Origin of the sequence: Caldichromatium japonicum, assembly GCF_011290485.1 — a bacterium.
Classification (GTDB): Bacteria; Pseudomonadota; Gammaproteobacteria; order Chromatiales; family Chromatiaceae; genus Thermochromatium; species Thermochromatium japonicum.
Window position 1 is genome coordinate 2,546,765 of record NZ_CP048029.1, and the last position, 24,320, is coordinate 2,571,084.

Annotated in this window: 23 protein-coding genes, 2 tRNA genes and 1 riboswitch; of the genes, 15 read left to right on the plus strand and 10 right to left on the minus strand. The window is 60.2% G+C overall.

Annotation, left to right across the window (positions count from 1 at the left end):
- Window positions 1–332: 332 nt before the first annotated feature.
- Window positions 333–1,472 carry a PP2C family protein-serine/threonine phosphatase gene (locus tag GWK36_RS12395; RefSeq protein ID WP_166271516.1) on the plus strand — a complete coding sequence of 380 codons (1,140 nt, stop codon included), beginning with the start codon at window positions 333–335 and terminating at the stop codon, window positions 1,470–1,472.
- On the opposite strand, the gene GWK36_RS12400 is transcribed toward GWK36_RS12395, so the two are convergent.
- Window positions 1,450–4,233: a hybrid sensor histidine kinase/response regulator gene (locus GWK36_RS12400; RefSeq protein WP_166271518.1), complete on the minus strand. Its 2,784-nt coding sequence runs from the start codon at window positions 4,231–4,233 to the stop codon at window positions 1,450–1,452. The two genes, GWK36_RS12395 and GWK36_RS12400, sit on opposite strands and share 23 nt — an antisense overlap.
- Before the next feature lie 105 nt (window positions 4,234–4,338).
- Between GWK36_RS12400 and GWK36_RS12405 the strand changes: the two genes are divergently transcribed.
- The 7 genes from GWK36_RS12405 to pgi all read left to right on the plus strand — a co-directional run bounded on the left by GWK36_RS12405 (window position 4,339) and on the right by pgi (window position 11,443).
- Window positions 4,339–5,724, plus strand: a complete 1,386-nt coding sequence (locus GWK36_RS12405) for an MFS transporter (RefSeq protein WP_246237559.1) — start codon at window positions 4,339–4,341, stop codon at window positions 5,722–5,724.
- 57 nt (window positions 5,725–5,781) lie between these two features.
- Window positions 5,782–6,258, plus strand: coding sequence for a single-stranded DNA-binding protein (gene ssb / locus GWK36_RS12410; RefSeq protein WP_166271520.1), 477 nt, complete (start codon window positions 5,782–5,784; stop codon window positions 6,256–6,258).
- Window positions 6,259–6,355: 97 nt separating this feature from the next.
- Complete coding sequence (gene rfbB / locus GWK36_RS12415) at window positions 6,356–7,420, plus strand: dTDP-glucose 4,6-dehydratase (protein ID WP_166271522.1); 1,065 nt, start codon at window positions 6,356–6,358, stop codon at window positions 7,418–7,420.
- Window positions 7,417–8,298 (plus strand): glucose-1-phosphate thymidylyltransferase RfbA, encoded by an 882-nt coding sequence (rfbA, locus tag GWK36_RS12420; protein ID WP_166271524.1) that lies wholly within the window; start codon window positions 7,417–7,419, stop codon window positions 8,296–8,298. Before rfbB ends, rfbA begins: the two co-directional genes overlap by 4 nt.
- Window positions 8,295–8,861: a dTDP-4-dehydrorhamnose 3,5-epimerase gene (gene rfbC / locus GWK36_RS12425; RefSeq protein WP_166271526.1), complete on the plus strand. Its 567-nt coding sequence runs from the start codon at window positions 8,295–8,297 to the stop codon at window positions 8,859–8,861. Before rfbA ends, rfbC begins: the two co-directional genes overlap by 4 nt.
- Entirely contained in the window at window positions 8,858–9,778 is a 921-nt protein-coding gene (gene rfbD / locus GWK36_RS12430) for a dTDP-4-dehydrorhamnose reductase (RefSeq protein ID WP_166271528.1), read from the plus strand. Before rfbC ends, rfbD begins: the two co-directional genes overlap by 4 nt.
- Before the next feature lie 21 nt (window positions 9,779–9,799).
- Window positions 9,800–11,443, plus strand: a complete 1,644-nt coding sequence (pgi, locus tag GWK36_RS12435) for a glucose-6-phosphate isomerase (RefSeq protein ID WP_166271530.1) — start codon at window positions 9,800–9,802, stop codon at window positions 11,441–11,443.
- A gap of 153 nt (window positions 11,444–11,596) precedes the next feature.
- On the opposite strand, the gene ftsH is transcribed toward pgi, so the two are convergent.
- Complete coding sequence (ftsH, locus tag GWK36_RS12440; protein WP_166271532.1) at window positions 11,597–13,510, minus strand: ATP-dependent zinc metalloprotease FtsH; 1,914 nt, start codon at window positions 13,508–13,510, stop codon at window positions 11,597–11,599.
- Between the two features lie 201 nt (window positions 13,511–13,711).
- Here ftsH and nagZ point away from each other — a divergent pair, with 201 nt between their 5' ends.
- Window positions 13,712–14,788: a beta-N-acetylhexosaminidase gene (gene nagZ / locus GWK36_RS12445; RefSeq protein WP_166271534.1), complete on the plus strand. Its 1,077-nt coding sequence runs from the start codon at window positions 13,712–13,714 to the stop codon at window positions 14,786–14,788.
- Window positions 14,785–15,336 (plus strand): hypoxanthine-guanine phosphoribosyltransferase, encoded by a 552-nt coding sequence (locus GWK36_RS12450; RefSeq protein ID WP_166271536.1) that lies wholly within the window; start codon window positions 14,785–14,787, stop codon window positions 15,334–15,336. The genes nagZ and GWK36_RS12450 overlap by 4 nt, the downstream gene beginning before the upstream one ends.
- A gap of 3 nt (window positions 15,337–15,339) precedes the next feature.
- Here the strand turns inward: GWK36_RS12450 and ubiA are convergent, their stop codons facing one another.
- Both ubiA and GWK36_RS12460 read right to left on the minus strand, forming a co-directional pair.
- Window positions 15,340–16,248 (minus strand): 4-hydroxybenzoate octaprenyltransferase, encoded by a 909-nt coding sequence (gene ubiA, locus GWK36_RS12455; protein WP_166271538.1) that lies wholly within the window; start codon window positions 16,246–16,248, stop codon window positions 15,340–15,342.
- Between the two features lie 56 nt (window positions 16,249–16,304).
- Window positions 16,305–16,389, minus strand: a tRNA-Leu gene (locus tag GWK36_RS12460).
- A gap of 96 nt (window positions 16,390–16,485) precedes the next feature.
- Window positions 16,486–16,552: riboswitch (Fluoride riboswitch) on the plus strand.
- 82 nt (window positions 16,553–16,634) lie between these two features.
- Between GWK36_RS12460 and crcB the strand changes: the two genes are divergently transcribed.
- The 3 genes from crcB to GWK36_RS12475 all read left to right on the plus strand — a co-directional run bounded on the left by crcB (window position 16,635) and on the right by GWK36_RS12475 (window position 17,747).
- The gene (crcB, locus tag GWK36_RS12465) at window positions 16,635–17,024 is read left to right on the plus strand and encodes a fluoride efflux transporter CrcB (protein WP_166271540.1); all 390 of its coding nucleotides are present in this window, start codon (window positions 16,635–16,637) and stop codon (window positions 17,022–17,024) included.
- Between the two features lie 37 nt (window positions 17,025–17,061).
- The gene (locus tag GWK36_RS12470; protein WP_166271542.1) at window positions 17,062–17,391 is read left to right on the plus strand and encodes a DUF190 domain-containing protein; all 330 of its coding nucleotides are present in this window, start codon (window positions 17,062–17,064) and stop codon (window positions 17,389–17,391) included.
- Between the two features lie 104 nt (window positions 17,392–17,495).
- A complete protein-coding gene (locus tag GWK36_RS12475) occupies window positions 17,496–17,747 on the plus strand; it encodes a hypothetical protein (protein ID WP_166271544.1) in 252 nt (83 codons plus the stop codon).
- Here the strand turns inward: GWK36_RS12475 and GWK36_RS12480 are convergent.
- Window positions 17,709–18,239, minus strand: a complete 531-nt coding sequence (locus GWK36_RS12480; protein WP_166271546.1) for a hypothetical protein — start codon at window positions 18,237–18,239, stop codon at window positions 17,709–17,711. The genes GWK36_RS12475 and GWK36_RS12480 overlap by 39 nt on opposite strands.
- Between GWK36_RS12480 and GWK36_RS12485 the strand changes: the two genes are divergently transcribed.
- Window positions 18,221–19,405: an MFS transporter gene (locus GWK36_RS12485; RefSeq protein WP_210756780.1), complete on the plus strand. Its 1,185-nt coding sequence runs from the start codon at window positions 18,221–18,223 to the stop codon at window positions 19,403–19,405. The two genes, GWK36_RS12480 and GWK36_RS12485, sit on opposite strands and share 19 nt — an antisense overlap.
- Window positions 19,406–19,455: 50 nt before the next feature.
- Here the strand turns inward: GWK36_RS12485 and GWK36_RS12490 are convergent, their stop codons facing one another.
- Together GWK36_RS12490 and GWK36_RS15550 are read right to left on the minus strand one after the other, a co-directional pair.
- The gene (locus GWK36_RS12490) at window positions 19,456–19,947 is read right to left on the minus strand and encodes a CvpA family protein (RefSeq protein WP_166271548.1); all 492 of its coding nucleotides are present in this window, start codon (window positions 19,945–19,947) and stop codon (window positions 19,456–19,458) included.
- Between the two features lie 11 nt (window positions 19,948–19,958).
- Complete coding sequence (locus tag GWK36_RS15550) at window positions 19,959–20,138, minus strand: SPOR domain-containing protein (RefSeq protein ID WP_246237560.1); 180 nt, start codon at window positions 20,136–20,138, stop codon at window positions 19,959–19,961.
- Between the two features lie 944 nt (window positions 20,139–21,082).
- Here GWK36_RS15550 and GWK36_RS12500 point away from each other — a divergent pair.
- A tRNA-Thr gene (locus tag GWK36_RS12500) sits at window positions 21,083–21,158 on the plus strand.
- Window positions 21,159–21,672: 514 nt separating this feature from the next.
- Here the strand turns inward: GWK36_RS12500 and GWK36_RS12505 are convergent.
- From GWK36_RS12505 to alr, 3 genes are read right to left on the minus strand one after another with little or no spacing between them, the layout of a single operon-like run.
- Window positions 21,673–22,638 (minus strand): ABC transporter substrate-binding protein, encoded by a 966-nt coding sequence (locus GWK36_RS12505; RefSeq protein WP_246237561.1) that lies wholly within the window; start codon window positions 22,636–22,638, stop codon window positions 21,673–21,675.
- Between the two features lie 14 nt (window positions 22,639–22,652).
- A complete protein-coding gene (gene cobU, locus GWK36_RS12510) occupies window positions 22,653–23,192 on the minus strand; it encodes a bifunctional adenosylcobinamide kinase/adenosylcobinamide-phosphate guanylyltransferase (RefSeq protein ID WP_166271552.1) in 540 nt (179 codons plus the stop codon).
- Window positions 23,185–24,270, minus strand: coding sequence for an alanine racemase (gene alr, locus GWK36_RS12515; RefSeq protein WP_166271554.1), 1,086 nt, complete (start codon window positions 24,268–24,270; stop codon window positions 23,185–23,187). The genes cobU and alr overlap by 8 nt, the downstream gene beginning before the upstream one ends.
- Between the last annotated feature and the right edge of the window lie 50 nt (window positions 24,271–24,320).

Genomic DNA, 24,320 nt, shown 5'->3' on the forward strand with positions numbered 1-24,320 from the left:
TCAGGTGCAAGACAGATCTATCTAGGATCAATGCCTGGGGAGATGCAATCACCCGGGAGGCGATACCTAGGCAATCGATGCAAAGGGGTCGGATACTTTTGTGACTAGAGCACCAACCAATCCGATTTTGCCAATCTTAAGTCAGATGTCATAAAAGCTTGATAGAGCTCGTATATATTGATGGAGAAGAAGTCAACCCAAACTATTTAAGTAGTGGGGTATTTGCAGGGAGTCTCATGCAGATGAAGGTTATCATTGACTCTGACCCAATTGTTTCCCGCTTCCCACCAACTGGCGCTCGATCCGAACAAAAGCAAACCACGGTTCTGGCCGTGGACGATAACCCCGATACGGTTCTGGCCGTGGACGATAACCCCGATGTCCTGCTGCAGATCGATCATGCCCTGCGCCCGGACTATCGGGTATGCGTGGCTAACAGCGCTGAGGGGGCGCTCGAGGTCCTCGAACAAAACCCAGAGATCGACCTCATCCTGCTCGATGTCCTGATGCCTGGATTAGACGGCTTTCAGACCTGCCGACTGATCAAGAAGCATCCTGATTGGCAAAGGATACCGCTGCTCTTTCTTACGGCCCTCGATCAAGATAGGCAAGAGGTGATGGGCCTAATGCTCGGCGCGGTCGATTATCTGGCCAAACCCATCGTCCCGGAGGTGCTGCGCGCGCGGGTCAATACCCATCTCGAACTGGCGCGGTTACGCGCCCAACTCCAGGCGCGGATACAGGAGCTGACCGAGGAGCGGGCGCTGATCGAGGATATCTTGCTGCGCCTCCATCGGGATTGCAGCTTCGATAACCGCTCGCTGCACCAGATAATGCAACCGGTCGAGCGCGTCAGCGGCGATCTCTGTCTGGCGGACTTGACCCCAGATGGCCGGCAATGGCTCTTGGCCGGCGATTTCACGGGTCACGGCCTGATCGCAGCCATGGCCGGACCCTTGGTCAAGCAGATCTTTTATGACCATTGCGCGTTTGGGGTGCCGTTCGAACAGCTGATCGCGACCCTTGAACAGCGCCTATACGACCATCTGCCGCGGGGTCGCTTCATGGCGGCGCATGTCATCGAGGTCGCTGCAGATCGCACCCAGATCACCTGGATCAATGCCGGCATGCCCGATGCCTTCCTCGTCTCGCCGGGCGGGGATATCGCTGTCCTGAGGTCGCAGACCCTACCCTTTGGGATTGCAGTAGGGCAAGCCAGGGCAGGTATCCAGGTCGTTGCAGCACCCCCAGGTTCGCATCTGTTGCTGTGCAGCGACGGGGTCACCGAGGCCGCCAGCCCTTCAGGCGAGGCCTTTAGCAGTGAACGCCTGATCTCTGCCTATCGAGAGCTGTTATTGGTCCGAAACCTAAAAGAGGGGTTAGCGCTTGATGCGCTCTTGCAGACCATCTATGCGCATCGACAGCAAAACACCCTTGAAGACGATGCGCTCATCCTGGAGCTGGCCCTTTAGGTTCGGCCACTCGCGGCAACAAGCAGCGCGCCTCATCAAAACGATAGCGCTTGACTGCCAACATCAATCGCTGGTAGCCAGACTCATCCTCGCCAAACCAGGTGCGCAACTGACCGCGATGGGCGATGCAGAGGTCGCGCACTCGGGTATCGCCCCGCTCGAGCAGGCGCCGCACCTGTTCATATAAAGCGCTCTCCTTTCGCTCCTCTGTAGGGGAGACCTGTTCTGGACCTTGCTCGGCGAGATGCCAGCGATCGAGCAAGTCCTCTATCCCCGCCAGGACACGATTGAGCTCCTCCTGAAGGCTGTCGAGCAGCAACTGAGGGACCTCCTGTCCACTGACAGCAGCGCCCTCGACCTGCTTGGCCCGCTCATGCAATATCTTGGCGCCCAGGGTCTTGGCGACCCCCTTGAGGCTATGGGTATGCAGGCGCAAGGCCGCATGGTCGCGACGGGTGAATGCTGCCTGGAGCACCTCGCCCGTCTGCCGATGCTGCTCGGCAAAGCTTGCCATAAGCTTAAAATATAAGCTCCCATTGCCCCCAAACCTCGTCAAACCCTTGTAGATATCGATGCCCGGTAACCTGAGCGCTTCAAGATCCAGTTCGCCCTCGATACAGTTGAGCCGGCTGCCCTGCCGCCCGATTGCCGTTTGCAGCATGGGCAATCCCTCGAAAGACCGAGGTCGGGCAGGCCGGATCCAGCGCAAAAGGGACTCGATCAGGGCAGCCATATCGATCGGCTTGCTGAGATGGTCATTCATCCCAATCTCAAGGCTTTGCTGGCAGTCCTGGGGCAGGACGCCGGCGGTCATAGCGATGATCGGAAGGGTATGGGGGCTATGTCGATGGCGGATGAGGGCAGTTGCCTCGATCCCATCCATTAGCGGCATCTGGAGATCCATCAAGACCCCATCGAACGACTCCTCGGCGAGGGCGCGGACGGCCGCCAGGCCATTGTTCACGAGCCGGCTCTCGATCCCGATCAAGGCGAGCGCCTCGGCGATGACCTGTTGGTTGACCGGATTGTCCTCCGCCACCAAGATGCGCGCGCCCGCGAGCCGCTCGCGGGCATTATAGGACTGGATCATGGCCTCCCAAGACAGTTCGCGATGGGCGCGGACGAGATGAGTCCCCTGCCCCTGAGCGCTAAAGAGGTCCTGGAGTGCATTGAATAGACCCGAGAGATAGACGGGCTTGATGACATAGACCGTATTCGGCATCGCCTCGAGCCGATCGAACTCGTCATGGGTGCATGTGAAGGGATTGATGACATATAGGGCCCTGACCTGGCGCTCGCCGCCGCCAAGACCCAGCCTCAGCAGACCTACAAGACGCGGACCCTCGCCGTTGAGGAGCCAGGCATCGTCGAGGACCAAAAGACAGCAACGCGCCTCTTGGGGGAGGGTCTGGGCCCAGGCCAAGGCGACCTCGGACTCGGCAGTTTGCACCGCCTCCAGCCCGAAGGTCGAGAGCGCGTGGGTGATCATGGCCCTTACCAGGTCATTTTTTATCCAAACCAGGGTTGGGCACTGCCAGTCCTCTGGGAGCGACCAAGCGAGGACGGAGGATTCAGCAGCGCGCCTTAAAGGGATGGCAAAATGAAAAAGGCTCCCCTTATCCGGCTCGCTCTCGACCCCGATCGTCCCGCCCATGGCATCGACCAGGCGTTTGCAGATCGCCAGGCCAAGCCCTGTGCCTTCGGTATAACGCCGACCCTGAGGCCTAAGCTGCTCAAAGGGCTGAAACAAACATTCGACCTGCTCAGGCGCAATCCCGATCCCCGTATCCCGCACCGAGATGCCGAGCATCAGGCGGCCATCCGCGAGCTCCTGCCCGGTCATGCGCACCTCGATCCCACCCCGATCGGTGAACTTGATGGCGTTGCCGACCAGGTTCAGCAGGATCTGCTGGATGCGAAAGGGATCCCCGATCAGACCATCGGGGACCCGCGGGTCTTGATAGATCAAAAGCTCCAGATTCTTGGCGGTTGCGCGCTGAAAGGTGGCGTTGACCAGGTTACCGATCACCTCGTCCAAAGAGAAGGCGATCTCTTGGAGATGCAGATGCCCGGACTCGATGCGCGAGAGATCCAGGATATCGTTGATGAGCGAAAGCAGGATCTGCCCCGAACCGCGGATGGCCTCAAGACAGTAGCGTTGCCGGTGATCGAGGCGCGTATTGCGCAAAAGCTCTACCATCCCGAGGATGCCGGTCAAAGGGGTACGCATCTCATGGCTCATATTGGCGATAAAAGCGCCTTTAAGCGCATTCGCCTGTTCGGCCGCCTCCTTGGCCTGTCTGAGCTCACGCGCCTGTCTCAACTCAGTCACATCGTGAATCATCAGCATGAGCTCACCGCCGCCCAGTGAGAACACATGGCAATCGAGCCACTCGGTCTGTTCGCCGCGCCGCAGCGGGAGCTCATCCAGATGGACCCCATCCCCCCTTTTCACAACCTCTTGGAGGGCGCCATAAAGCTCGGGGAGCACCATCGGGTCGATGATCTCATGCAGCCAGCCGACTGGACGCTCGCCAATCCACAAGGCCACCAAGCGACGTGCCTGGGGATTGATCGCCTCGATGTAAAAACCGCTATCCGTCGGGGTAAGGACAAAACCGGGGCTCAGCATATTTTCAAACAGCCGGCGGTAACGGGCGGCGCGACGCCGCAGACCCCGAGGTACCGATTGACTCGCAGGTTGAAAATCGCTCGCAGGTTGAAAATCGAGGGGAGAGGGGCTGGGATTGTGAGTGCTCATGGATGACGACAACCCCTGTTGTTGAGGACTCGAAGGATCGATAACTAAAGGTACTAAAAAATAGCTTAAGCTTTGTTGCTTCCCTGAAACGATTTAGGATCATCCATGGCCCATCCCCAAATCCTTTCTTATCCCATGCTGCCGGCGGAGCGGCGGGCGGTGATAGGTCTTGCGGCCATCTTCTCGACCCGCATGCTAGGGTTATTCATGGTGCTGCCGGTCCTGGCGGTCTATGCCTATGAACTGCCTGGGGCGACCCCTTTCTTGGTCGGATTGGCGGTCGGCGCCTATGGTTTAACCCAGGCGATATTTCAGATCCCCTTGGGGTTTCTGTCGGATCGGGTCGGGCGTAAGCCGGTGATCTACGGTGGCCTGGGGCTGTTTGTGCTGGGAGGGGCTGTCGCTGCCCTGGCAATAGATGTCTATTGGGTGATCCTAGGACGTACCCTGCAAGGCAGCGGGGCGATTGCTGCGGCCATTATCGCGCTCACTGTGGATCTAACGCGCGAGGAGGTGCGCACCAAGGGGATGGCGGCAATCGGGATCAGCGTGGCGTTTTCCTTTGCCCTGGCCTTAGTGATAGGCCCGATGCTCAGCGGCTGGCTCGGAATGCAAGGGCTCTTTTGGTTGACTGCGCTTTTGGGGCTTACGGGGATCCTGATCCTTGCGACCCTGGTGCCTAACCCCAAGTTTTCCACCACCCATCGCGAGGCCGAACCTGCGCCCGATCAGCTCAGTGGAGTAATCGGCGACCCTATCCTCAGGCGCCTGGACCTCGCTGTCTTTCTCCTCCATCTCATCATGGTGAGCCTGTTTGTGGTCCTGCCCCTGTCGTTGCGAGAGGCCGGTTTGGATACGGGTGCACATTGGCAGGTCTATCTGCCAGCTGTACTCATCGCGATCCCAGCAATGCTGCCCTTTATCCTGCTCGCTGAGCGCAGGGGTCAGACACGCGAGGTCCTGGTCGGTTCGGTCGCCGCCTTGCTCTTGGCGATGCTGGGTTTTTATAGCTTCAATCATTCACCCTGGCTGATGGGCTTGATGCTGGCCGTGATGTTTACTGTCTTTAACCTACTTGAGGCAATTTTACCAGCCTTGGTCTCTAAGGCCGCGGCAGCAGGTGCAAAGGGCACGGCGATGGGGGTCTTTTCAACCGCCCAGTTCATCGGGGCCTTTTGCGGCGGCATGCTGGGTGGGCTGGCACATGAGCATTTCGGGGCGAACGCGGTCTATCTGGTCGGTGCAGGCATCGCCCTGGTTTGGCTTGGGTTGGCCACAACCATGCCCTTGCCCGAAAACCTCCTGCGACATGTCCTGGTGCTCGATGCGGTTACCCTGCAGGATGCTGCCGATCTGCAACAGCGTCTCTTGTCTATTCCTGGGGTGCGCGAGGCGGTGGTCGCGCAGGATGAGGGTGTGGCCTATCTCAAAGTGGACAGTCGGCTGATCGATTGGGCAACATTACAAGCATTTGCGGCCACACGATCCTAGCAGTGGCTTGTATGCACGCTGAGGATGTGCGGCTTAAACCGGCGGGAGCGATCGGCGATGGCGATGCGAGGGGTCAATAAGGTCATTTTGATCGGCAACCTGGGTACCGATCCCGAGGTGCGCTATATGGCCAACGGCGATGCCGTGGCCAATCTCAGGCTGGCGACGAGCGAGACCTGGCGCGACAAGAGTGGCGAACAGCAAGAGCGCACCGAATGGCACAACGTGGTGCTCTTCGGCAAGCTCGCCGAGGTCGCCAAGCAATATCTACGCAAGGGCTCAAAGGTCTATATTGAAGGGAAATTACGGACCCGCAAATGGCAGACCCAGGACGGTCAAGAGCGCTATACGACCGAGATCGTGGTGGATATCACTGGCACCATGCAGATGCTCGACAGCCGTTCGAGCGGCACTGCCCCGCTCGATGATTCGGTACCGTCTGTACCTCCTGCCCCCCAACCCGAGATGCGCCTAATGCCCCTGCAGGATGCGGGCCCTTCTCGCGCTGAGTTCGATGACGATGTGCCGTTCTAGGTACGCAGGCATCTCGACCGTGGCGACCCCTTGCAACTATGACCTTTCAGCCAGACGGTATCCATCTGGTCTCTCAATGGGTATTTTCTAAAAGAAGATGCAGACCCTTTTGGTAACTGGCGGCGCTGGATTCATCGGCGGCAACTTCGTCCACTCTATCCTCGCGCACGCCGATGTGCGGGTGATCAATCTGGACCGTCTGACATACGCGGGGAATCTCGATACCCTGGCGCCGTTGGCTGATCACCCGCGGCATGTCTTTGTCCAAGGCGACATCGGCGACGGCGCCTTGGTCTCGCGCCTGCTGCGCGAGTATGAGGTCGATGCCGTGGTCAATTTCGCCGCCGAGAGCCATGTCGATCGTTCGATCGACGGTCCTGCCGAGTTCATCCAGAGCAATGTGGTCGGCACCTTCCGCTTGCTCGAATGCGCCCGCGATTATTGGGTAGGTTTGGGTCCTGCGGCGCGTGCAGCCTTTCGGTTTCTCCATGTCTCGACCGATGAAGTTTATGGCTCCCTGGGTCCAACAGGTCGCTTCACCGAAGACAGCCCCTATGCTCCGAACTCGCCTTATGCCGCATCCAAGGCTGCCTCGGACCACCTGGTGCGCGCCTGGCATCATACCTATGGCCTGCCGACCCTCACGACCAATTGCTCAAACAACTACGGCCCCTATCAGTTTCCGGAAAAGCTCATCCCCTTGATGATCCTGAAGGCCCAACGGGGTGAGCCGCTGCCGATCTATGGGGACGGGCAGAATATCCGCGATTGGCTCTATGTGATCGATCACTGTCGCGCCATCCAGCGGGTGCTCGAGGCGGGCAGGCCCGGCGAGGTCTATAACATCGGCGCCGACAATGAGCGTACCAATCTCGAGGTGGTCGATCTGATCTGCTGTCTGCTCGATGAGCGTCTGCCAGACTCGCCCTATCGCCCCCATGCCCAACTCAAGACCTATATCCCTGACCGCCCAGGTCATGACCGGCGCTATGCGATCGATGCGAGCAAGATCCGCCGCGAGCTCGGCTGGACGCCGCTTGAAACCTTTGAGTCCGGGCTTGCGCGCACCGTCGATTGGTATCTCACCAATGCCGAATGGTGTCGGCGGGTCATGGATGGGAGCTATCGCGGCGAGCGCCTGGGGATGGGGGGAAGGGTATGAACCACAAGGGAATTATCTTAGCTGGCGGCTCGGGCACACGCCTGTATCCCCTGACCCAGGTGGTGAGCAAACAGCTCCTGCCGGTCTATGATAAGCCAATGATCTATTATCCGCTCTCGACCCTGATGCTTGCGGGTCTGCGCGAGATCCTGATCATCACCACCCCGCAGGATGCCCCTTTTTTTCGCCAACTCTTGGGCGACGGATCGCAATGGGGGATTGAGCTCGACTATGCCGTCCAACCCGAACCCGGCGGGCTGGCCCAGGCGTTTTTGATTGGGCGGGACTTTCTCAGCGGGGCGCCTTCCTGTTTGATCCTCGGCGACAACCTCTTCTATGGTCATGGGCTGACCGAACAATTAAAGCTGGCCAATGCGCGCGAAGAGGGCGCCACCGTCTTTGGCTATTATGTCGCCGATCCCGAGCGCTATGGCATCGCCGAATTCGACGCAGACGGGCGGGTGATCCGGATCGAGGAGAAGCCCAAGGCACCCAAGTCGAATTGGGCGATCACAGGGATCTATTTCTATGACGGGCGGGCACCTGAGTTTGCCGCTGAACTTCGCCCTTCAGCCCGCGGTGAGCTTGAGATCACGGACCTCAATAATCGCTATCTCTCCGAAGGATCGCTCGAGCTGATCCGTCTCGGGCGTGGGATTGCCTGGCTAGATACGGGTACCCAGGATGCCCTGATGGATGCAGCGCTCTTCATCGAGACCATCGAAAAACGCCAGGGGCTCAAGGTCTGCTGCCCGGAGGAGATCGCCTATTACCAAGGCTGGATCGATGCCAAGCAACTGCGTGCGCTGGCCGCGTCGCTCGGTAAAAGCAGCTATGGCAGGTATCTCTTCACTCTGCTCGAGCAGGGCCGGACATGAGGGTGATTGAAACAGCCATCCCTGGACCCTTGCTCATCGAGCCCGAGGTCTTTGGCGATGCGCGCGGTTATTTCATGGAGCTCTATCGCGCCAACCGCTATGCCGAGCTCGGCATCCCCCCCCTGGTCCAGGACAATCTTTCATATTCGCGCTTTGGGGTGCTGCGCGGGTTGCATCTCCAACACCCACATGCCCAGGGCAAACTGGTGCAGGTCCTTTCGGGCGAGGTCTTCGATGTCGCCGTCGATGTGCGCCGCGGCTCGCCGCATTTCGGGCGCTGGGTGGGGATTAGGCTCTCGGGGGACAATAAACGTCAGTTCTGGATCCCACCCGGTTTTGCCCACGGTTTCCTGGTGACCAGCGAACATGCGCTCTTGATGTATAAAAACACTGAATACTACCACCCGCAGACCGAGCTGAGCCTGCGCTGGAACGATCCCGAGCTGGCGATTACTTGGCCGTTACAAGAGATGGTCCCTGAACTTTCGGCCAAGGACCGGGAGGGTTTTTATCTACGCCAGATCCCGGCGGAGCGTCTGCCTGCCCTGGAGGACTATCTATGACCCCTGTCACCCCTCGCCCCAAACTGCTTTTGATCGGTGCCAATGGTCAGGTCGGCTGGGAACTGCGTCGCACCCTGGCCTGTGTCGGCGAGGTCATCGCCGCCTCACTGGAAGGTGAATATGGTCCGGCCATCGACCTGATGGATGCCCAGGCCCTGGCGCGTCTGATCCAAGAGACCCAGCCCGATGCCTTGATCAATGCCGCGGCCTATACCGCAGTGGATCAGGCCGAGACCGAGCGCGCTGCTGCCTGGCGGGTCAATGCCGAGGCGGTCGGGGAGATGGGCGCACTCCTGGCACATCGGCGCGTCCCGATCATCCATTATTCGACCGACTATGTCTTTTCAGGGCGGCTCGGTCGGCCTTATACCGAGACGGACAACCCGGACCCGATCAATGTCTATGGCGAGACCAAGCTCGCCGGCGAGCGCGCCCTCTTGGAGTCCGGGGCACGGGCTTTGATCCTGCGCACCAGTTGGGTGTATGGGGCGCGCGGGAACAATTTTCTCTTGTCCATGCGTCGGCTCTTTCAGGAACGCGAGGAGTTGCGGGTGGTCGAGGACCAGGTCGGCTCGCCTACCTGGAGTCGGATGCTGGCCGAGGTCACGGCCTTGATGCTCTATCGCATCCTGCGCGGTGATCTGGATCTCGATCAGGTCGGCGGGCTCTATCATCTCACCGGCAGGGGGCAGGTGAGCTGGTACGGGTTTGCGGGCGCTATCCTCAAGTCCACAGGCGCGCGCACCCGCTTGATCCCAATTGCCTCCTCTGAATATCAGGCGCCAGCCAAACGTCCGCTGTTCTCGGTCTTGGATAACCGCCGTTTCCAAGAGACCTTCGGCTTGGCACTACCCGATTGGTGTCTCTCGCTGGCCCAGTGCCTGGAAGAGCTTGAACCCGCTGCACCTGTGTCTTGAGACCGCTTAAAGGAGACCGCGATGCCGCTTGTCAACGAGCTTCCCCAATGGCAGGCCTTACAGCAACATTGGGAAACCCTGCGCCTCCAGCATCTGCGCGCGCTGTTTGCAGCCGACCCTAGACGCGCTGAACGCATGTCCATACAAGCGGCGGGGCTTTATCTAGATTATTCCAAGAACCTCATCACCCCAGACACCCTGGATCTATTGCTCGCCCTCGCCGAGGCGGTCGATCTCCGCGGGTGGATCGAGCGGATGTTTCAGGGTGAGCCGATCAACAACACCGAAGGGCGCGCGGTGCTCCATATCGCCCTGCGCAATCGCAGCAACCACCCGATCTTGGTCGAGGGCTGCGATGTCATGCCCAAGGTCAATCGGGTGCTCGGCCAAATGGAGTCATTTGTCAATCGCGTACGTTCGGGCGATTGGCGCGGTTATACCGGCGAGCGGATCACCGACGTGGTCAACATCGGGATCGGTGGATCAAACCTCGGGCCCAAGATGGTCTGTACGGCCTTGACCCCCTATCAAAGCGAGGCGCTACGGGTACATTTCGTCTCCAATATCGATGCCGCCCATCTGGTTGAAACCCTCAGGCACCTGGATCCGGCCAGGACGCTCTTTATCGTCGCTTCCAAGACCTTCACTACCCAGGAGACCCTGACCAATGCCCACAGCGCTCGCGATTGGTTGGTCGCAGCCCTGGGCGATCCCAAGGCCGTGGCGCGACATTTCGTCGCAGTCTCGACCAATGCCGAACGGGTAGCGGCCTTCGGGATCGATACCGCCAATATGTTCGTCTTTTGGGATTGGGTCGGCGGACGCTATTCGCTCTGGTCGGCCATCGGGCTGCCGATCGCCTTGAGCGTGGGTTTTGAGCGCTTCAGCGAGCTGCTGGCAGGCGCCCATGCCATGGATGAACATTTTCGCACCGCACCCCTGGCCGAGAACATGCCGGTGCTGATGGGACTGATCGGTATCTGGTATATCAATTTTGCCGGCGCTAGGACCCAGACCGTCTTGCCCTATGATCAATCCCTGCGCTACCTGCCCGCCTATCTGCAACAAGGCGATATGGAAAGCAATGGCAAAGGGGTCACCCGCGATGGGACGCCGGTTGCATATAGCACTGGCCCAGTGGTCTGGGGCGAGCCGGGGACGGATGGGCAGCACGCCTTTTATCAATTGATCCATCAGGGCACGCAATTGATCCCTGCCGACTTTATCGGGGCTATCCACAGCCATTATGCGCTCGGGGATCATCATCCCAAGCTCATGGCCAATCTATTCGCCCAGACTGAGGCCCTGATGCGCGGGCGGACCTATGATGAGGCCCTCGCTGAACTCCTGGCCTCAGGGATGGATGAGGCACATGCGCGTTTCTTGGCCCCGCATCGCACCTTCCCTGGTAATCGCCCGACCAATACCCTCCTTATGGAGCGCTTGACACCCCATACCCTTGGCGCCCTGATCGCCCTGTATGAACACCGGATCTTCACCCAGGGGGTCATCTGGGGGATCAATTCATTTGACCAATGGGGGGTAGAGCTCGGCAAACAATTGGCGGGGGTGATCCTGGATGAGATACGCCAGGGCAAGACGACCGCAGACCATGACCCATCGACCCGCCTCCTGGTCGAACGCTTTATCCAGCAGCGTAGATAAAAGTCATTGCCTACGGACGGGCGCTAGCGCCCTGAAAGACCCCTGCCCCGCTGATTCCTTCCCACCCCCTGTCTGCCATCGCAGCTGCAGATTTCCCAAGGCACCAGGCCCCGTTTGCAGAAGGGCCTGAGCTAAAGGAGGGTCTAGGTCCGTTCAGATCCCGCCGATGGCCACTGGCGGCTGATCCGGTGCCCCGCCAGATTCCGGATCGCCGCCAGCATCCACCCGGGGTTGGCCGCTGCTGCCGTCGTCGTCGGGCGTACGCATCGGCCGCTCGGCCATGATGTCGTCGATCTGTTCCTTGTTGATCGTCTCATAGGTCAAGAGCGCCTCGGCCATACGGTGCAGCTTGTCGATGTTGTCCTCAAGGATCTGGCGGGCGCGTTGATAATTGTGGTCGATGATCGCACGCACCGCCTTGTCGATTGCCAGCGCCGTCTGCGGTGAGACCTGACGTTGCTGGGTCACCGAACGCCCCAGAAATACCTCACCCTCATCTTCGGCATAGGTCAGGGGACCCATGGTCTCGGAGAGTCCAAAACGGGTGACCATCTTGCGCGCGATCTCGGTGGCGCGCTCGATGTCATTGGCCGCACCCGTGGTCACCTGCTCAGGCCCAAAGATCATCTCCTCGGCGATACGCCCGCCAAAGAGACTCGAGATCTGGCTTTCCAGCTGGCGTTTGGTCAGGCTATAGCGATCGCGCTCAGGCAAAAATAGGGTCACCCCCAGGGCGCGTCCGCGCGGGATGATCGAGACCTTGTGCACTGGATCATGATCGGGGACCAGGCGCCCGACGATGGCATGTCCGGCCTCGTGATAGGCGGTGAGACGTTTCTCGGACTCGGACATCACGATGCTGCGCCGCTCGGCACCCATTAGGATCTTGTCCTTAGCCTTCTCAAACATCGCCATATCCACCTCTTCCTTGCCGGCGCGCGCAGCGAAGAGGGCCGCCTCGTTGACCAGGTTGGCAAGATCAGCGCCGGAAAAGCCAGGTGTGCCGCGCGCAATCACCCGTGCATCGACATCTTTGGCAATCGGGACTTTGCGCATATGCACCTCGAGGATGGCCGCGCGCCCAGCGAGATCAGGAAGCCCGACCACGACCTGCCGGTCGAACCGGCCCGGACGCAACAAGGCTGGATCTAACACATCGGGGCGGTTGGTGGCAGCGATCACGATCACCCCTTCGTTGCCGACAAAGCCGTCCATCTCGACCAGGAGCTGATTGAGTGTTTGCTCGCGCTCGTCATGCCCGCCGCCGAGACCCGCGCCGCGCCGCCGGCCCACGGCGTCAATCTCATCGATGAAGACGATACAAGGGGCATGGCGTTTGGCCTGTTCAAAGAGATCACGCACCCGTGAGGCGCCGACACCGACGAACATCTCGACGAAGTCTGAACCAGAGATGCTGAAAAACGGCACCTTGGCCTCGCCAGCAATCGCCCGCGCCAACAAAGTCTTACCCGTCCCGGGCGGCCCCACCATGAGCACACCGCGGGGGATACGTCCGCCGAGGCTGGCAAACTTCTGCGGGTTACGCAAGAAATCGACCAGCTCAGCAACCTCCTCCTTGGCTTCCTCGATACCCGCTACGTCGCGCAGGGTGACCCGTACCTCACCCTCAGCATGATGACGGGCACGGCTCTTGCCGAAATTAAACAATCCACCCGAGCCATTCCCCAGGCTGCGGCGCATAAACCAAATCCAGATCCCGGCCATGAGGATAAAAGGCAACCAGGCGCTCAGCAGTTGGACGAAGAGCCCCGGCTCTTCCGGCGGCTTAGCGCGTACCACAACATTGTTTTTGAGCAGATCCCCCACTAGACCCGGATCACCTGGATCATAGGTCTCGAAACGCGAGCCGTCCGCCCGCACCCCACGAATAGCCTCGTTCTGGATGGTGACCTCACGGACAGCACCGCTCGCAATCTCCTGGAGGAACTGGCTATAGCTGATATTGCGCACCTCGATCTGATTGGGCGCGGTAAAACTGTTGAGCATTATCACCAACCAAAAAGTGACAATGATCCAAAGCAGGATATTTAGTATTCTGGCATTCATGGTTTAAAAGACTGACTAGAAGCGTTGACCAAAGCGAACACCGAGGCCGGGTCGTTACTCGCTGTTCTAGATCGGGTCATGGATCTGCGAATCCAATAGGGTTAAACAGGCTCAAAACGCCTTGTGGGTTGGAGCTTATCAGGTTTTTGCAAACCTTGGAGCATGACAACGCCCTCAGGCTCCATAAAAAACGGTTATCTCATGTCGCTTGGCCCCATCATGCTTGATCTCGCGGGAACGGCGCTCGATGCCGAGGAACGCGAATTATTGCGTCATCCAGCCGTTGGCGGGCTGATCCTGTTTGCGCGCAATTATGAGTCGCCGCGCCAGCTTGCGACCCTCACCGCCGAGATACACGCCCTGCGCGAGCCACCCTTACTCATCGGGGTCGATCAGGAGGGCGGACGGGTACAGCGCTTTCAGGAGGGATTCACCCGTCTCCCCGCCGCCGGGCAGTTTGGCCGGCTGTATCAACGCAATCCGGCCCAAGCGCGTGCGGCTTGCGAGGCCATCGGCTGGCTGATGGCCGCTGAGCTGCGCTCCCTGGGGGTCGATTTCAGCTTTGCCCCTGTCTTAGACCTTAATCGCGGGCTTCACCCGGTCATCGGCGACCGCGCATTCGCCAGCGACCCTCAGGTCGTCGGCGAATTGGCAAGCTGCTGGGTGCGTGGAGCCCATCAGGCAGGTATGAGCAGCGTCGGCAAGCATTTTCCCGGGCATGGCGGGGTCGCTGCCGATTCACATCTGGAACTGCCGGTCGATGACCGCCCGCTCATCGATCTCGAGCTTGACGACCTCATTCCCTTTCGCCGGCTCATCGATCAGGGGATCGAGGCCCTGATGCCGGCGCACGTGCTTTATCCCCAGGTCGATCGACAGCCGGCAGGATTCTCGGCGGTGTGGCTGCGCGAGATCCTGCGCAAACAGCTTGGATTTCAGGGCGTCATCTTCAGTGATGACCTCAATATGGGTGCAGCCCAAACCGCCGGCGATCCACTTGAGAGGGCGCGGCTTGCCGCAGACGCCGGTTGCGATATGCTCCTGATCTGCAATAACCGCCCCGCCGCTGTAGGGCTCATCGAGGCGTTCAAGGGTGACGGCGATCCCGCGCGTGCTCTGCGTCTATTGCGTATGCACGGGCGTCTTAGGCTCGACAACCAGCGCCTGCCAGAGCGCGCCGAATGGCGCCGCGCCTTGACCCATATCGCCGAGCTCGCTGCTGGGGAAACGCTGGACCTCCCCTTTGCCGATCGCACAACCCCAGAGGACATCGCATGAAACTCGATCCTGCAAGCTATGCCGCCGTGGCGAGCCGCGCTGAGTGCCTAGCCACAGCTGAGGAGATGGAAGCTGCGCTCGACCGCATGGCGACTGAGCTCACCGCGCGTCTTGCCGACAAGGACCCCTTGGTTCTGTGCGTGATGACCGGCGCCACCATCGTCACCGGTCAGCTTCTCCCGCGGCTCGATTTTCAGCTCCGGCTCGACTATATCCACGCCAGCCGTTATCAGGGTCAGACGCGCGGTGGCGAGATCCGCTGGCATTACCGACCCTCTGCGTCCATCCGTGGCGAGCATATCCTGATCTTGGATGACATCCTGGATGAGGGCTTGACCCTCAAACAGATCATCGACGCTTGCCGCGAGGACGGTGCGGCGAGCCTGACCACAGCGGTCTTAGTGGAAAAGGAGCGGGAGCATGCATGCAGTGCGGATGTGGTCGGTATCCGCGTACCGGATCGCTATCTCTATGGCTATGGACTTGATTACAAAAACTATTTCCGCAATGCGCGGGGACTGTTTGCTGTTGCCGATTGCGATCGCTGAGCACTACGAACCGCCCAGGGCATAGTCAAGAACTAGCCCAATAAAGATTGCCATCCCGAAATAGTTGTTGTTGAGAAAGGCCTGGAAACACCGCCCGGGCTCGCGCTGACGGATCAAATTATGCTGATAGACCGCAAGTCCGGCGGCAGCGACAAGCCCAAGCTGATACAGCAGCCCGCGCCCCGTCATCTGACCAAGCCAGAACAAAAGCCCCAGCATCAGGAGTTGTAAAAAGGCGATCGCCAAACGGTCATAGCGCCCAAACAGGATGGCCGTGGATTTGATCCCAATCTTGAGATCATCCTCACGATCGACCATGGCATATTGGGTGTCATAGATCAGCGCCCAGATCAGGGTCGCAGCAAACAGGACCCAAGCATATCCCGGGATGTGCCCTGTGATCGCAGTAAAGGCCATCGGAATCGCCCACCCGAAAGCGGCGCCCAGGAAAAGCTGCGGCAGATGAGTAAAGCGTTTCATGAAGGGATAGACGACGGTCAAGGCCAGGGCCACGACCGATAAGGCGATCGTCTGCCAATTGAGTTGCAACACCAAGCCGAATGCAACCAGGCTCAAGACGAGGAATACCCCAATCGCCTCGGTGGGACTGACCTGACCCGTCGCCAGGGGGCGTTCACGTGTGCGCGCCACATGACCATCGAAATAACGGTCCGCATAGTCATTGATCGCGCATCCCGCCGAGCGCATCAGCACTACCCCCAGGACAAAGATCGACACCACCGTCCAAGGCGGCTCGCCCGCACCAGCCAACCATAGCGCCCATAACGCCGGCCATAGCAACAAAAAGATCCCAATCGGACGATGTAGGCGCACCAACAGGTAATATTGATAAAGCCGGTCGCGCAGCCGTTTGGGGCGTTGCCTCTCAACCTTGAGTTCAGGAAGGCTCATGGGATGCGATCAGTTTGTCTTCACCGACGAGTGAGACAGGGGCTTAGGCAAGAGGGTGGTGCCCGGGGCGGGACTCGAACCCGCATGACCGCGGTCGAGGGATTTTAAGTCCCTTGCGTCTACCGATTTCGCCACCCGGGCCCAATTGGTTTTAAACATTATCATATCCTAAGGCGCGTTTCATCGTGCCCCTGCCCGCGCAAAGCGTTCACATAATCCACAGGCTTTCGCTATACTCCTGGCCCAGGAGATGGCATTCCTTCTTACAAGCCGCCGTCCTGCGGCTGATGATGCTTACCCAGTACTCATGCGAAACCAGAGGGGTAGGCGCGCCATGTTCTCTCTCGCCGCAAATCTAGCCGCTTTTTACGACCCCTTGGAGGCTCATGAGCCTGCTCTCCGCCCTTGCTGTCTTCATTGGCGCTGGTTTGGGTGCCCTGCTGCGCTGGTCGCTGGGGCTGGCACTCAATCCGATCTTTCCGAATCTACCCATGGGCACCCTGGCTGCCAATCTGCTCGGCGGCCTGCTGGTCGGTCTGGCCGTTGTGTGGTCGGCGCGTCACCCGGGTGCCCCGCCCGAGCTACGCCTGCTCATCATCACCGGCTATCTCGGTGGATTGACGACCTTTTCGACATTTTCGGCAGAGGTGGTCAATCTGCTGGCACGGCGCGAGTGGATCTGGGGATTGACGGCGATCGGGGTGCATCTCATTGGCTCGTTGGCCTTGACCGCCTTGGGGATGGCCTTGGCCCACTGGTTGTTCACACGCCACTGAAAAACCGCTAACCGGCAACCTGGGGAGCTTCGCCAACATGTCTAGCTGCTTTCTTAAGTTCTACATGGCCGAGAACCGTCGCCATCATCACAAATTGCTCTATGAGTGGCTGTTAGAGGAGGCCCAGCGCTTTGGGCTGCAGGGAGGCTCGGCCTTCCGCGCCTTTGCCGGATTTGGACGGCACGGACGGCTGCATGAGGAACATTTCTTCGAGCTTGCCGGCGATCTGCCGGTCGAGGTCGGCTTTGTCGTAAGCAATGAGGAGGCCGATCGCTTTCTGGCACATCTTGCTAAAGAGCGGCTCAACCTATTTTATATCCGCGTACCGGTCGAGGCCGGATTCACCGATGGGGAGAGCCGCCCATGACCGAGATCTGGTTGCAAGCAGCGATCTGGGTGGGGCTTGCACCGCTCTCGGACTGCTCTCAAGAAAGTGCGCAAACAGGCGCACTTTCTTGAGAGCAGGTCAGGATGCGCGACATCATCGCCTTGGGATTGCGCGCTGAACCCGATACCGCTGAGAAGCTTGTCGCCTGTGCCCTCAGACATCCGACCGACGTGGTCGCCGGGATCGAAATCGTCGAGCGGATACGCGACTGGCCACGGGGTAGTTGGCGCGATAAGGCACTGTGCGCCTTGAGCCGACATCCGTCATGTCTCGTGAGCAAGGCCGCGGAACGTAGTCTACAAGCCAGCACACCTCAGGCGGTCACCCATGCTTGAGATCAGCAGATCAGCATCCCTGGCCTTTTCCCCCTGCGCCTCGACCATCTCGTCGCTGACTATAATGGCACCCTGGCGGTCGATGGGACCCTCCTGCCTGGGGTTGCCGAGGCGCTCGTTGCCCTTTCTGCCCAGCTTGAGATCCATGTGCTCACCGCTGATACTTTTGGTTGCGCCCAGAGCGAGCTTGTGCACCTGCCAGCTCGCATCCAGATCTTGGGACCCCAAGACTAGGACCGGGACAAGGCGGCTTATCTGTACACCCTGGGCGCCGAACGCTGTGTCGCGCTCGGCAATGAACGCAATGACCGGCAGATGCTTGCGGCAGCCGTCTTGGGGATCGTGGTCATCCAGGATGAAGGAGCAGCAGTGGCGACACTCCTGGCCGCCGATGTGATCGTGCCCAGTATTCAGAGCGCGCTCGGACTCCTCCTCAAACCCAAACGCCTGCTTGCCACCCTCAGATGCTAGCGATGATGAACTGGCGCGCATGGCAGCTCCCCGCAACGGTTTGGACCCTTGGCGCGGTCAGCTTTCTCAACGACTCGGCGAGCGAGCTCGTCTACCCCTTGCTACCGCTCTATCTGACCTCTGTGCTCATGGCCGGACCCAGGGTGTTGGGCCTAATCGAGGGGATTGCCGAGGCAACAGGCAGCCTGCTTAAGCTCTTCTCCGGGGTGATGACCGACCGCCTTGGCTCGGCCAAGTCCTGGGTTGTAACAGGTTACGGGCTGGCGACCTTGGGACGGCCTCTCCTGGCACTCGCCAGCACCTGGCCACTGGTATTGGTCCTGCGCTTTGCCGATCGGGTGGGCAAGGGCTTGCGCACCGCCCCACGCGATGCCTTGCTCGCACGGACAGTACCCGATGGCCAACGCGGCCTGGCCTTTGGGGTTCACCGCGCACTGGATAATGCCGGGGCGGTGGTAGGGCCCTTGCTGGCCGCGGTCCTTTTGACCATTGGCCTGCCGCTGCGCGATATCTTGCTGCTGACCCTGATTCCCGGGCTGCTGGCGCTCGGTCTGGGGCTGACCGTCCGCGAGCCCCCAAGTCACTTTTCATCTCAGCGCTCGCCCTACGCCTGGACCTGGGGCAAACTCCCATCGTCGTTGCGGCGTTATCTCCTGGCCGTGACCCTTTTTACCCTCGGCAATTCATCCAACATGTTCTTACTGTTGCGCGCCCGCGAGCTCGGATTGAGCGAGGCACAGGTTCCGCTTCTATGGGCAGTCGTTTCAGCAGCGGCAATGTTGCTTTCTGCACCGCTGTCAGCACTCTCCGACCATTTTGGGCGCCGGCCCTTGATCATCGCCGGCTGGTTGATCTATGCCGGTTGCTATCTGGTCTTGGGGCTCTCGGGCAACCAGATCTGGTATCTATGGCTGGTTGCCCTGGGTTATGGGCTCTTCATGGCGGCAACTGAGGGGGCGGAGAGGGCCCTGGTCGCTGATCTTGCACCCCAAGCCCAGCTCGGCACCGCTTACGGCTGGTTCAATCTGCTCACCGGATTGATGCTCCTGCCGGCATCCCTGATCTTCGGCTGGCTATGGCAAGCCCTGAGCGCGACCTGTGCCTTCGCTTTCAGCGGGGCCTGCGCGCTTATCGCCGCTGGATTGGTTTGGCGTCTTGGATCATCGCAAGCGGCCCAAGGACAATAGTTGTCTGCATGAGCCGATCTCAAAAAAGCCCCGACCCCCGACCCTAGAACCTAGATCTGCTTGAGCCGTTCCTGGAATTCGGGAGGGATCAGACCCAACAACCATTGTGCGATCGCCTGGGCCTTGCTGATGAGACGCGATTCATGCCAGGTTGGATCGCTGGGCGCTGGGGTGAGTGCCGCTAGATAGATCGCCATCGCCACAATCACCACCCCCCGCGCGCCCCCAAAGAGCATCCCCAACAAATGATCGAGACCGCTCAGGCCGGCCTTATCGATCAAGGCGCTCAATAAGGCGCCCAGCAGCGCGCCGAGGATCAGCACAGCGATCACGAGCACGATGAAGGCCACCGCTATGCGCAGCAAAGGATGGGCGATCTGGGCGCTCAAGACGGCGGCCAGGTCCTGATGGAAAAACCAGGCGACCAGTAGCGCCGCGATCCAGGTACCGAGCGATAGGAGCTCGCGGATCAGACCCCGTGCCAATCCTACCAAGGCCGAAAAACAAACGATGCCGAGGATGGCATAGTCGATCCAATTCATCGCAGACAGACTCATGGATAGCGTTGAATAAGGGTATCAAGCTTATGTTGTTCACGTAGCTGAGCAGCGGTCCGTTCAGCAGCTGCCCGATCACTGTCTGGGCCTACCCGCACCCGATAATAGGTTTTGCCGCTGACCTCGGCCTGCTCGACGAAGGCCGAAAATCCCGACTGTTTCAATCTATCAGCCAACTTGGTTGCCGCCTCAGGCGAGTTGAGGCTTGAGACCTGAATAACCCAGGACGGCATCCCTTTGGCCCGCGACTTTGGCGGTTCGGGTAAGCTGATCGCGGTCTCTGGCTTATGGGTTTCCGGCTTGTCCGGTTTAGTCGCCGGCGTTGCCGCCGGCTTGACAGGGGGCACAGGGGCCGACTTAGCAGGTGCAGGCTGAGGCATTGGCTTAGAGGTAGGGCTGCCTGACGCACGCGACGGTGTAGGCGGTGGCGAGCGGGGCGCAGTCACTGAGGTCTGAGGGGACGGCGAGACCGGTTCTTGGAGTGGCTCGAAGGGGATGGATGGCGCTGATTCAGCAACAGGAGAGGCTGTGGTTTCCAGCGATTCTCCCGGCTTTAGATCAGGTTCTTTAACGGTCAAACCAGTAGTCGCCGACTGATTCGGCGCCATATAAGGCTCTATCTTTTGAGGAGGCCTGAACTCAGGGGGCGGCGGGAGCGGCGCTTGGAGGGGCGGCGCTGGCGGCGAGCGCTCTTCAAACAACATCGGCACAAAGATGACCGCCAGGGTGACCAGCACCACGGCACCAGTAAGTCGTTTTTTGGCCCCGTCACGCATTTAACGGATTACCTCCACCTGGATCTGTTGGACCTTGCGTTCGACACTATTTTCAATCCAGGACCAACTTAATTACAAAAGTTTAAGGTATATCCGGGTGGCTTAGACGGCGGCATTCTTGGGTAGCTTGATAACAGAGCAATCGCATGTATGTCGCCGTCGTAGGTAGCGAGAAATGGTCATTTCCAGCGCAAAGGCAGCACCAAAGCTCACCGCCTCATTGCCGCCGCCTCCGAGGATGACCGCGCTGAGCTCCTTGGACTCACCTCGCTGTCATGCGATGACTCTGACCCTGGAGCTTGATATGAGCCGAGGCTTAGCATAACATCTTTCCTTCAAACATCGCCGATGTAGCTCAGCCGGTAGAGCAACGCATTCGTAATGCGTGGGTCAGGGGTTCGAATCCCCTCGTCGGCTCCAATCTTGTATCTCCATCCCAAGCTCGAGCACCCTATCAACTTCAAGACGCTAGCCTGTCCATGCCCGTTGGTGTGACCCCGGCGTTGGGGAACCGGTAGCCAACCCGTTGTGGGCCAACCGATGCGTCCAGCATGTGTTCGAACGATATCCCCATAAGCACCGCCATCTGATCGAGCGTTTATCGGCCCGCATGAAGCACTTCCAACGCATCGCCATAGGCTACGACACACTCGCCTCGTCTTTCCTGTCATTTATCCATCCCGCCAGTCATCGCCGTTGTCGATGCTGTCAAGGCGCTCAAGGGCATCAGGGCGCGCTGTCTGCTTCTGTGCTTCCCTGACCTTGACCTGAAAGAGCGGCTCTTGGGTAGCCGCCTCATGAGATACAAGGGCGATGGGTGCGAAGCTGAGGAAGCTGAGAATGAAAGCGACTGGGACATAAAAGCGCATCTTAGAGGTGGGTTTCGCAGACGTTCCTGAGCTTGAGGCCGGCCAATGTCACTGCTGGCTTGTTTTCATTCTTCGCCGGCGCTGCGCCTGCATTCAGAGTCCAAGCTGGCGGCGATCTGCTCGGCGACCGTGATGAGCTCGAGGCCCCCGCAGCCCCAGGCCTGACCCTGGATCCAGACGGCAGGGATGCGGTCGATCAGGGCGCGCAGCGCCGGATGCCTGCCGTATGCCGCCCGCGCCCCGACCCCTGCTTGATCGAAATAACCGAGTAGAAAGAGATCGGGCGGGTCGCTCAAGAGACGCTCTAGTCTGATCTGCCCCCAGCCCTTGATCCCTTGCTCGGCAGCAAGATTGCGCTGACCCAGGCGCCGGATTAGATCATCGATGTATGTCCCCTCGCCCGCCGTCCCGCCGCTGGGTCGTAGATACAGCAGGCGATGGGATGGGGCGCGCCGGGCGCACCTCCCCAGATCATCCATTCGCTGCGCCAGCGCCGAGAGACTGGGCTTGACCGCCGCGACGCGCCCGAGACGCTCGGCCATCAGGCGCGCTGTGGCCAGCGCCTGGTCCCACGACTGGGGATAAGGCAAGGCAACGACCTCGATCCCCTGCCCTTGCAGAGTCTCGACCCAATGCCGCCCCCGCCAACCCTGATGGACGAATGCGACCTCCGGCCGAAGGGTAAGGAGCTCCTCGACCGAGCCACGATTGGCAGGATACAGGCGCGCCTGCTCGGCAAGCGGTGACAGACGCGGGTCCTGCGCCTGATAGGAGACCGAGCGGATCTGGCCGGGTTCGGCCAAGCGCAACAACAACAGGTCGGCGCAGAGATCACTGCTCATGGCCGCAGGCAGCGCGTCGGCCTGTGAGGCGGGCAAGGCGATGGCCCAGCCGACAGCCAGCATCGGCAGAAATAGGCAGAGGATACGCAGTGCGCGCCCTGCATCCCCAGTCCTCAGGCGGATCGATCTGGATCCCGGCTTGCGCCGGAATGACAGGAGCTCTTGCGCCGGGATGACGGCCCCTGGCATTCAGCCTCCTCATCTCAGGCTAGAGGTACGCCCAACCGCCTGAGATCCAATGCATACCCGCCGGTCACCAGCCAAACCGCAGCGCAGAATGGCCCAATCCGCTGGATGAGCTCGCCTAGCCGATCGCGAAACAGCCTTCCGCTGGGATAGGGCGGGATCACCCCCCAACCGCACTCCTCGGCAACCAGGATCAATGGGTCGGCCAAGGGTTGGGCAAGCACGGCCAAGAGGGCATCGACCTGCTCGGACCAGGCCACATCATCAAGCGCCAGGAGATTGGCCACCCAGCTCCCGAGCGAATCGACCAACAGGCACACCTCGCCCGCCGAGCGGATGGCGGCGGCCAACTCAACAGGCTCACACAGGGTCTGCCAATAGACGGGGCGGCGGCGGCGATGGGCGGCGATCCGTGCCTGCCATTCAGGGTCATTGGGGTCTTCGCGTGCGGTAGCGAGATAAACCACCCGACGCCCCGATTCATGGGCGAGGCGCTCGGCCCAGCTGCTCTTGCCGCTGCGCGCAGGCCCGGTAACCAGGATCGGCTGTCTATTCATGGATCAAAGGTACCCGCCGACCGATGCCGGTCAAGAGCTCATAGGCGATGGTTCCGCTTGCTGCTGCGACCGCACCGACCGAGACCTGCTCACCCCAAAGCTCTACCCGATCGCCGGGCTGGGCCGCGATGTCGGTGAGATCCAGGGTCAAGAGGTCCATCGAGACCCGACCAATCAACCGCGTCAACTGGCCGGCGACGGCGATGGGCGTGCCGTCGGGTGCATGTCTGGGATAACCATCGGCATAGCCCAGGGCGGCAATCCCCAGACGCGTCGGACGCGTGCAGACAAATCGCCCGCCATAGCCGACCGGCTCGCCGGGTGCCAGCTCCTTAATCGCGATCAGCGCCGACTCCAGGGTCATCGCCGGGCGCAACCTGAGATCTCCCAGAAGCGGTCTTGTAGGATCGGCAAAGGGCGAGGCGCCATAAAGCATGATCCCCGGGCGGGTCCAGTCGCCATGGGCGCGCGGTTCAGACAACAGAGCCGCCGAGTTGGCAAGGCTGCTGGCGATCCTTTTGCCGGCGAGCGCCCGCTCAAAGGCCGCGATCTGTTTGGCGGTATAGGGGTGCTCGGGTTCATCGGCGCGGGCGAAGTGGGTCATAGCCGCCTGCAACCGGACATGGGGGCAATCCTCGAGACTCGCCATCACCTCTGGGAGCTCCTCAGGCGCAAAACCCAGGCGGTGCATGCCGGTGTCGAGCTTGATCCAACAACCTAGCGGGCGGTCAGGGCGAGCACCCAAGACCCATGCCAATTGTAGTCGGTTGTGGATGACAACCGTAAGATCGAGCCGGGCAGTAAGGGGGAGCTCATCCGGCGCAAAGACCCCTTCAAGCAATAGGATCGGCGCCTCGATCCCCGAATCGCGAAGCTCCAGGGCCTCCTCGAGGCAAGAGACAGCAAAGCCATCGGCCTCGGGGGCCAAGGCACGGGCGACCGCCACCGCCCCATGCCCATAGGCATTCGCCTTGATCACTGCCAGCGCCTTGGCAGTGGAGGCCGCTTGCTTGGCCAGGCGATAATTGTGACGGATGGCAGCGAGATGGATGCGGGCGCGTAGGGGGCGGTAGGGCATGACAGAGGTTTCGCTTGGGCAACGGATAGGTGGGGGCACAGGCCGACCCT

Coding starts and splice junctions, on each gene's coding strand:
- rfbD (WP_166271528.1), top strand. CDS start 8,858: ATGACCCCTGTCACCCCTCGCCCCAAACTGCTTTTGATCGGTGCCAAT.
- alr (WP_166271554.1), bottom strand. CDS start 24,270: ATGCCCTACCGCCCCCTACGCGCCCGCATCCATCTCGCTGCCATCCGT.
- pgi (WP_166271530.1), top strand. CDS start 9,800: ATGCCGCTTGTCAACGAGCTTCCCCAATGGCAGGCCTTACAGCAACAT.
- ftsH (WP_166271532.1), bottom strand. CDS start 13,510: ATGAATGCCAGAATACTAAATATCCTGCTTTGGATCATTGTCACTTTT.
- GWK36_RS12470 (WP_166271542.1), top strand. CDS start 17,062: ATGTCTAGCTGCTTTCTTAAGTTCTACATGGCCGAGAACCGTCGCCAT.
- GWK36_RS12490 (WP_166271548.1), bottom strand. CDS start 19,947: ATGAATTGGATCGACTATGCCATCCTCGGCATCGTTTGTTTTTCGGCC.
- GWK36_RS12480 (WP_166271546.1), bottom strand. CDS start 18,239: ATGCGCGCCAGTTCATCATCGCTAGCATCTGAGGGTGGCAAGCAGGCG.
- GWK36_RS12485 (WP_210756780.1), top strand. CDS start 18,221: ATGATGAACTGGCGCGCATGGCAGCTCCCCGCAACGGTTTGGACCCTT.
- ubiA (WP_166271538.1), bottom strand. CDS start 16,248: ATGAGCCTTCCTGAACTCAAGGTTGAGAGGCAACGCCCCAAACGGCTG.
- cobU (WP_166271552.1), bottom strand. CDS start 23,192: ATGAATAGACAGCCGATCCTGGTTACCGGGCCTGCGCGCAGCGGCAAG.
- rfbC (WP_166271526.1), top strand. CDS start 8,295: ATGAGGGTGATTGAAACAGCCATCCCTGGACCCTTGCTCATCGAGCCC.
- rfbB (WP_166271522.1), top strand. CDS start 6,356: ATGCAGACCCTTTTGGTAACTGGCGGCGCTGGATTCATCGGCGGCAAC.
- crcB (WP_166271540.1), top strand. CDS start 16,635: ATGAGCCTGCTCTCCGCCCTTGCTGTCTTCATTGGCGCTGGTTTGGGT.
- GWK36_RS12475 (WP_166271544.1), top strand. CDS start 17,496: ATGCGCGACATCATCGCCTTGGGATTGCGCGCTGAACCCGATACCGCT.
- GWK36_RS12505 (WP_246237561.1), bottom strand. CDS start 22,638: ATGCCAGGGGCCGTCATCCCGGCGCAAGAGCTCCTGTCATTCCGGCGC.
- ssb (WP_166271520.1), top strand. CDS start 5,782: ATGGCGATGCGAGGGGTCAATAAGGTCATTTTGATCGGCAACCTGGGT.
- GWK36_RS12405 (WP_246237559.1), top strand. CDS start 4,339: ATGGCCCATCCCCAAATCCTTTCTTATCCCATGCTGCCGGCGGAGCGG.
- GWK36_RS12400 (WP_166271518.1), bottom strand. CDS start 4,233: ATGAGCACTCACAATCCCAGCCCCTCTCCCCTCGATTTTCAACCTGCG.
- rfbA (WP_166271524.1), top strand. CDS start 7,417: ATGAACCACAAGGGAATTATCTTAGCTGGCGGCTCGGGCACACGCCTG.
- nagZ (WP_166271534.1), top strand. CDS start 13,712: ATGTCGCTTGGCCCCATCATGCTTGATCTCGCGGGAACGGCGCTCGAT.
- GWK36_RS12450 (WP_166271536.1), top strand. CDS start 14,785: ATGAAACTCGATCCTGCAAGCTATGCCGCCGTGGCGAGCCGCGCTGAG.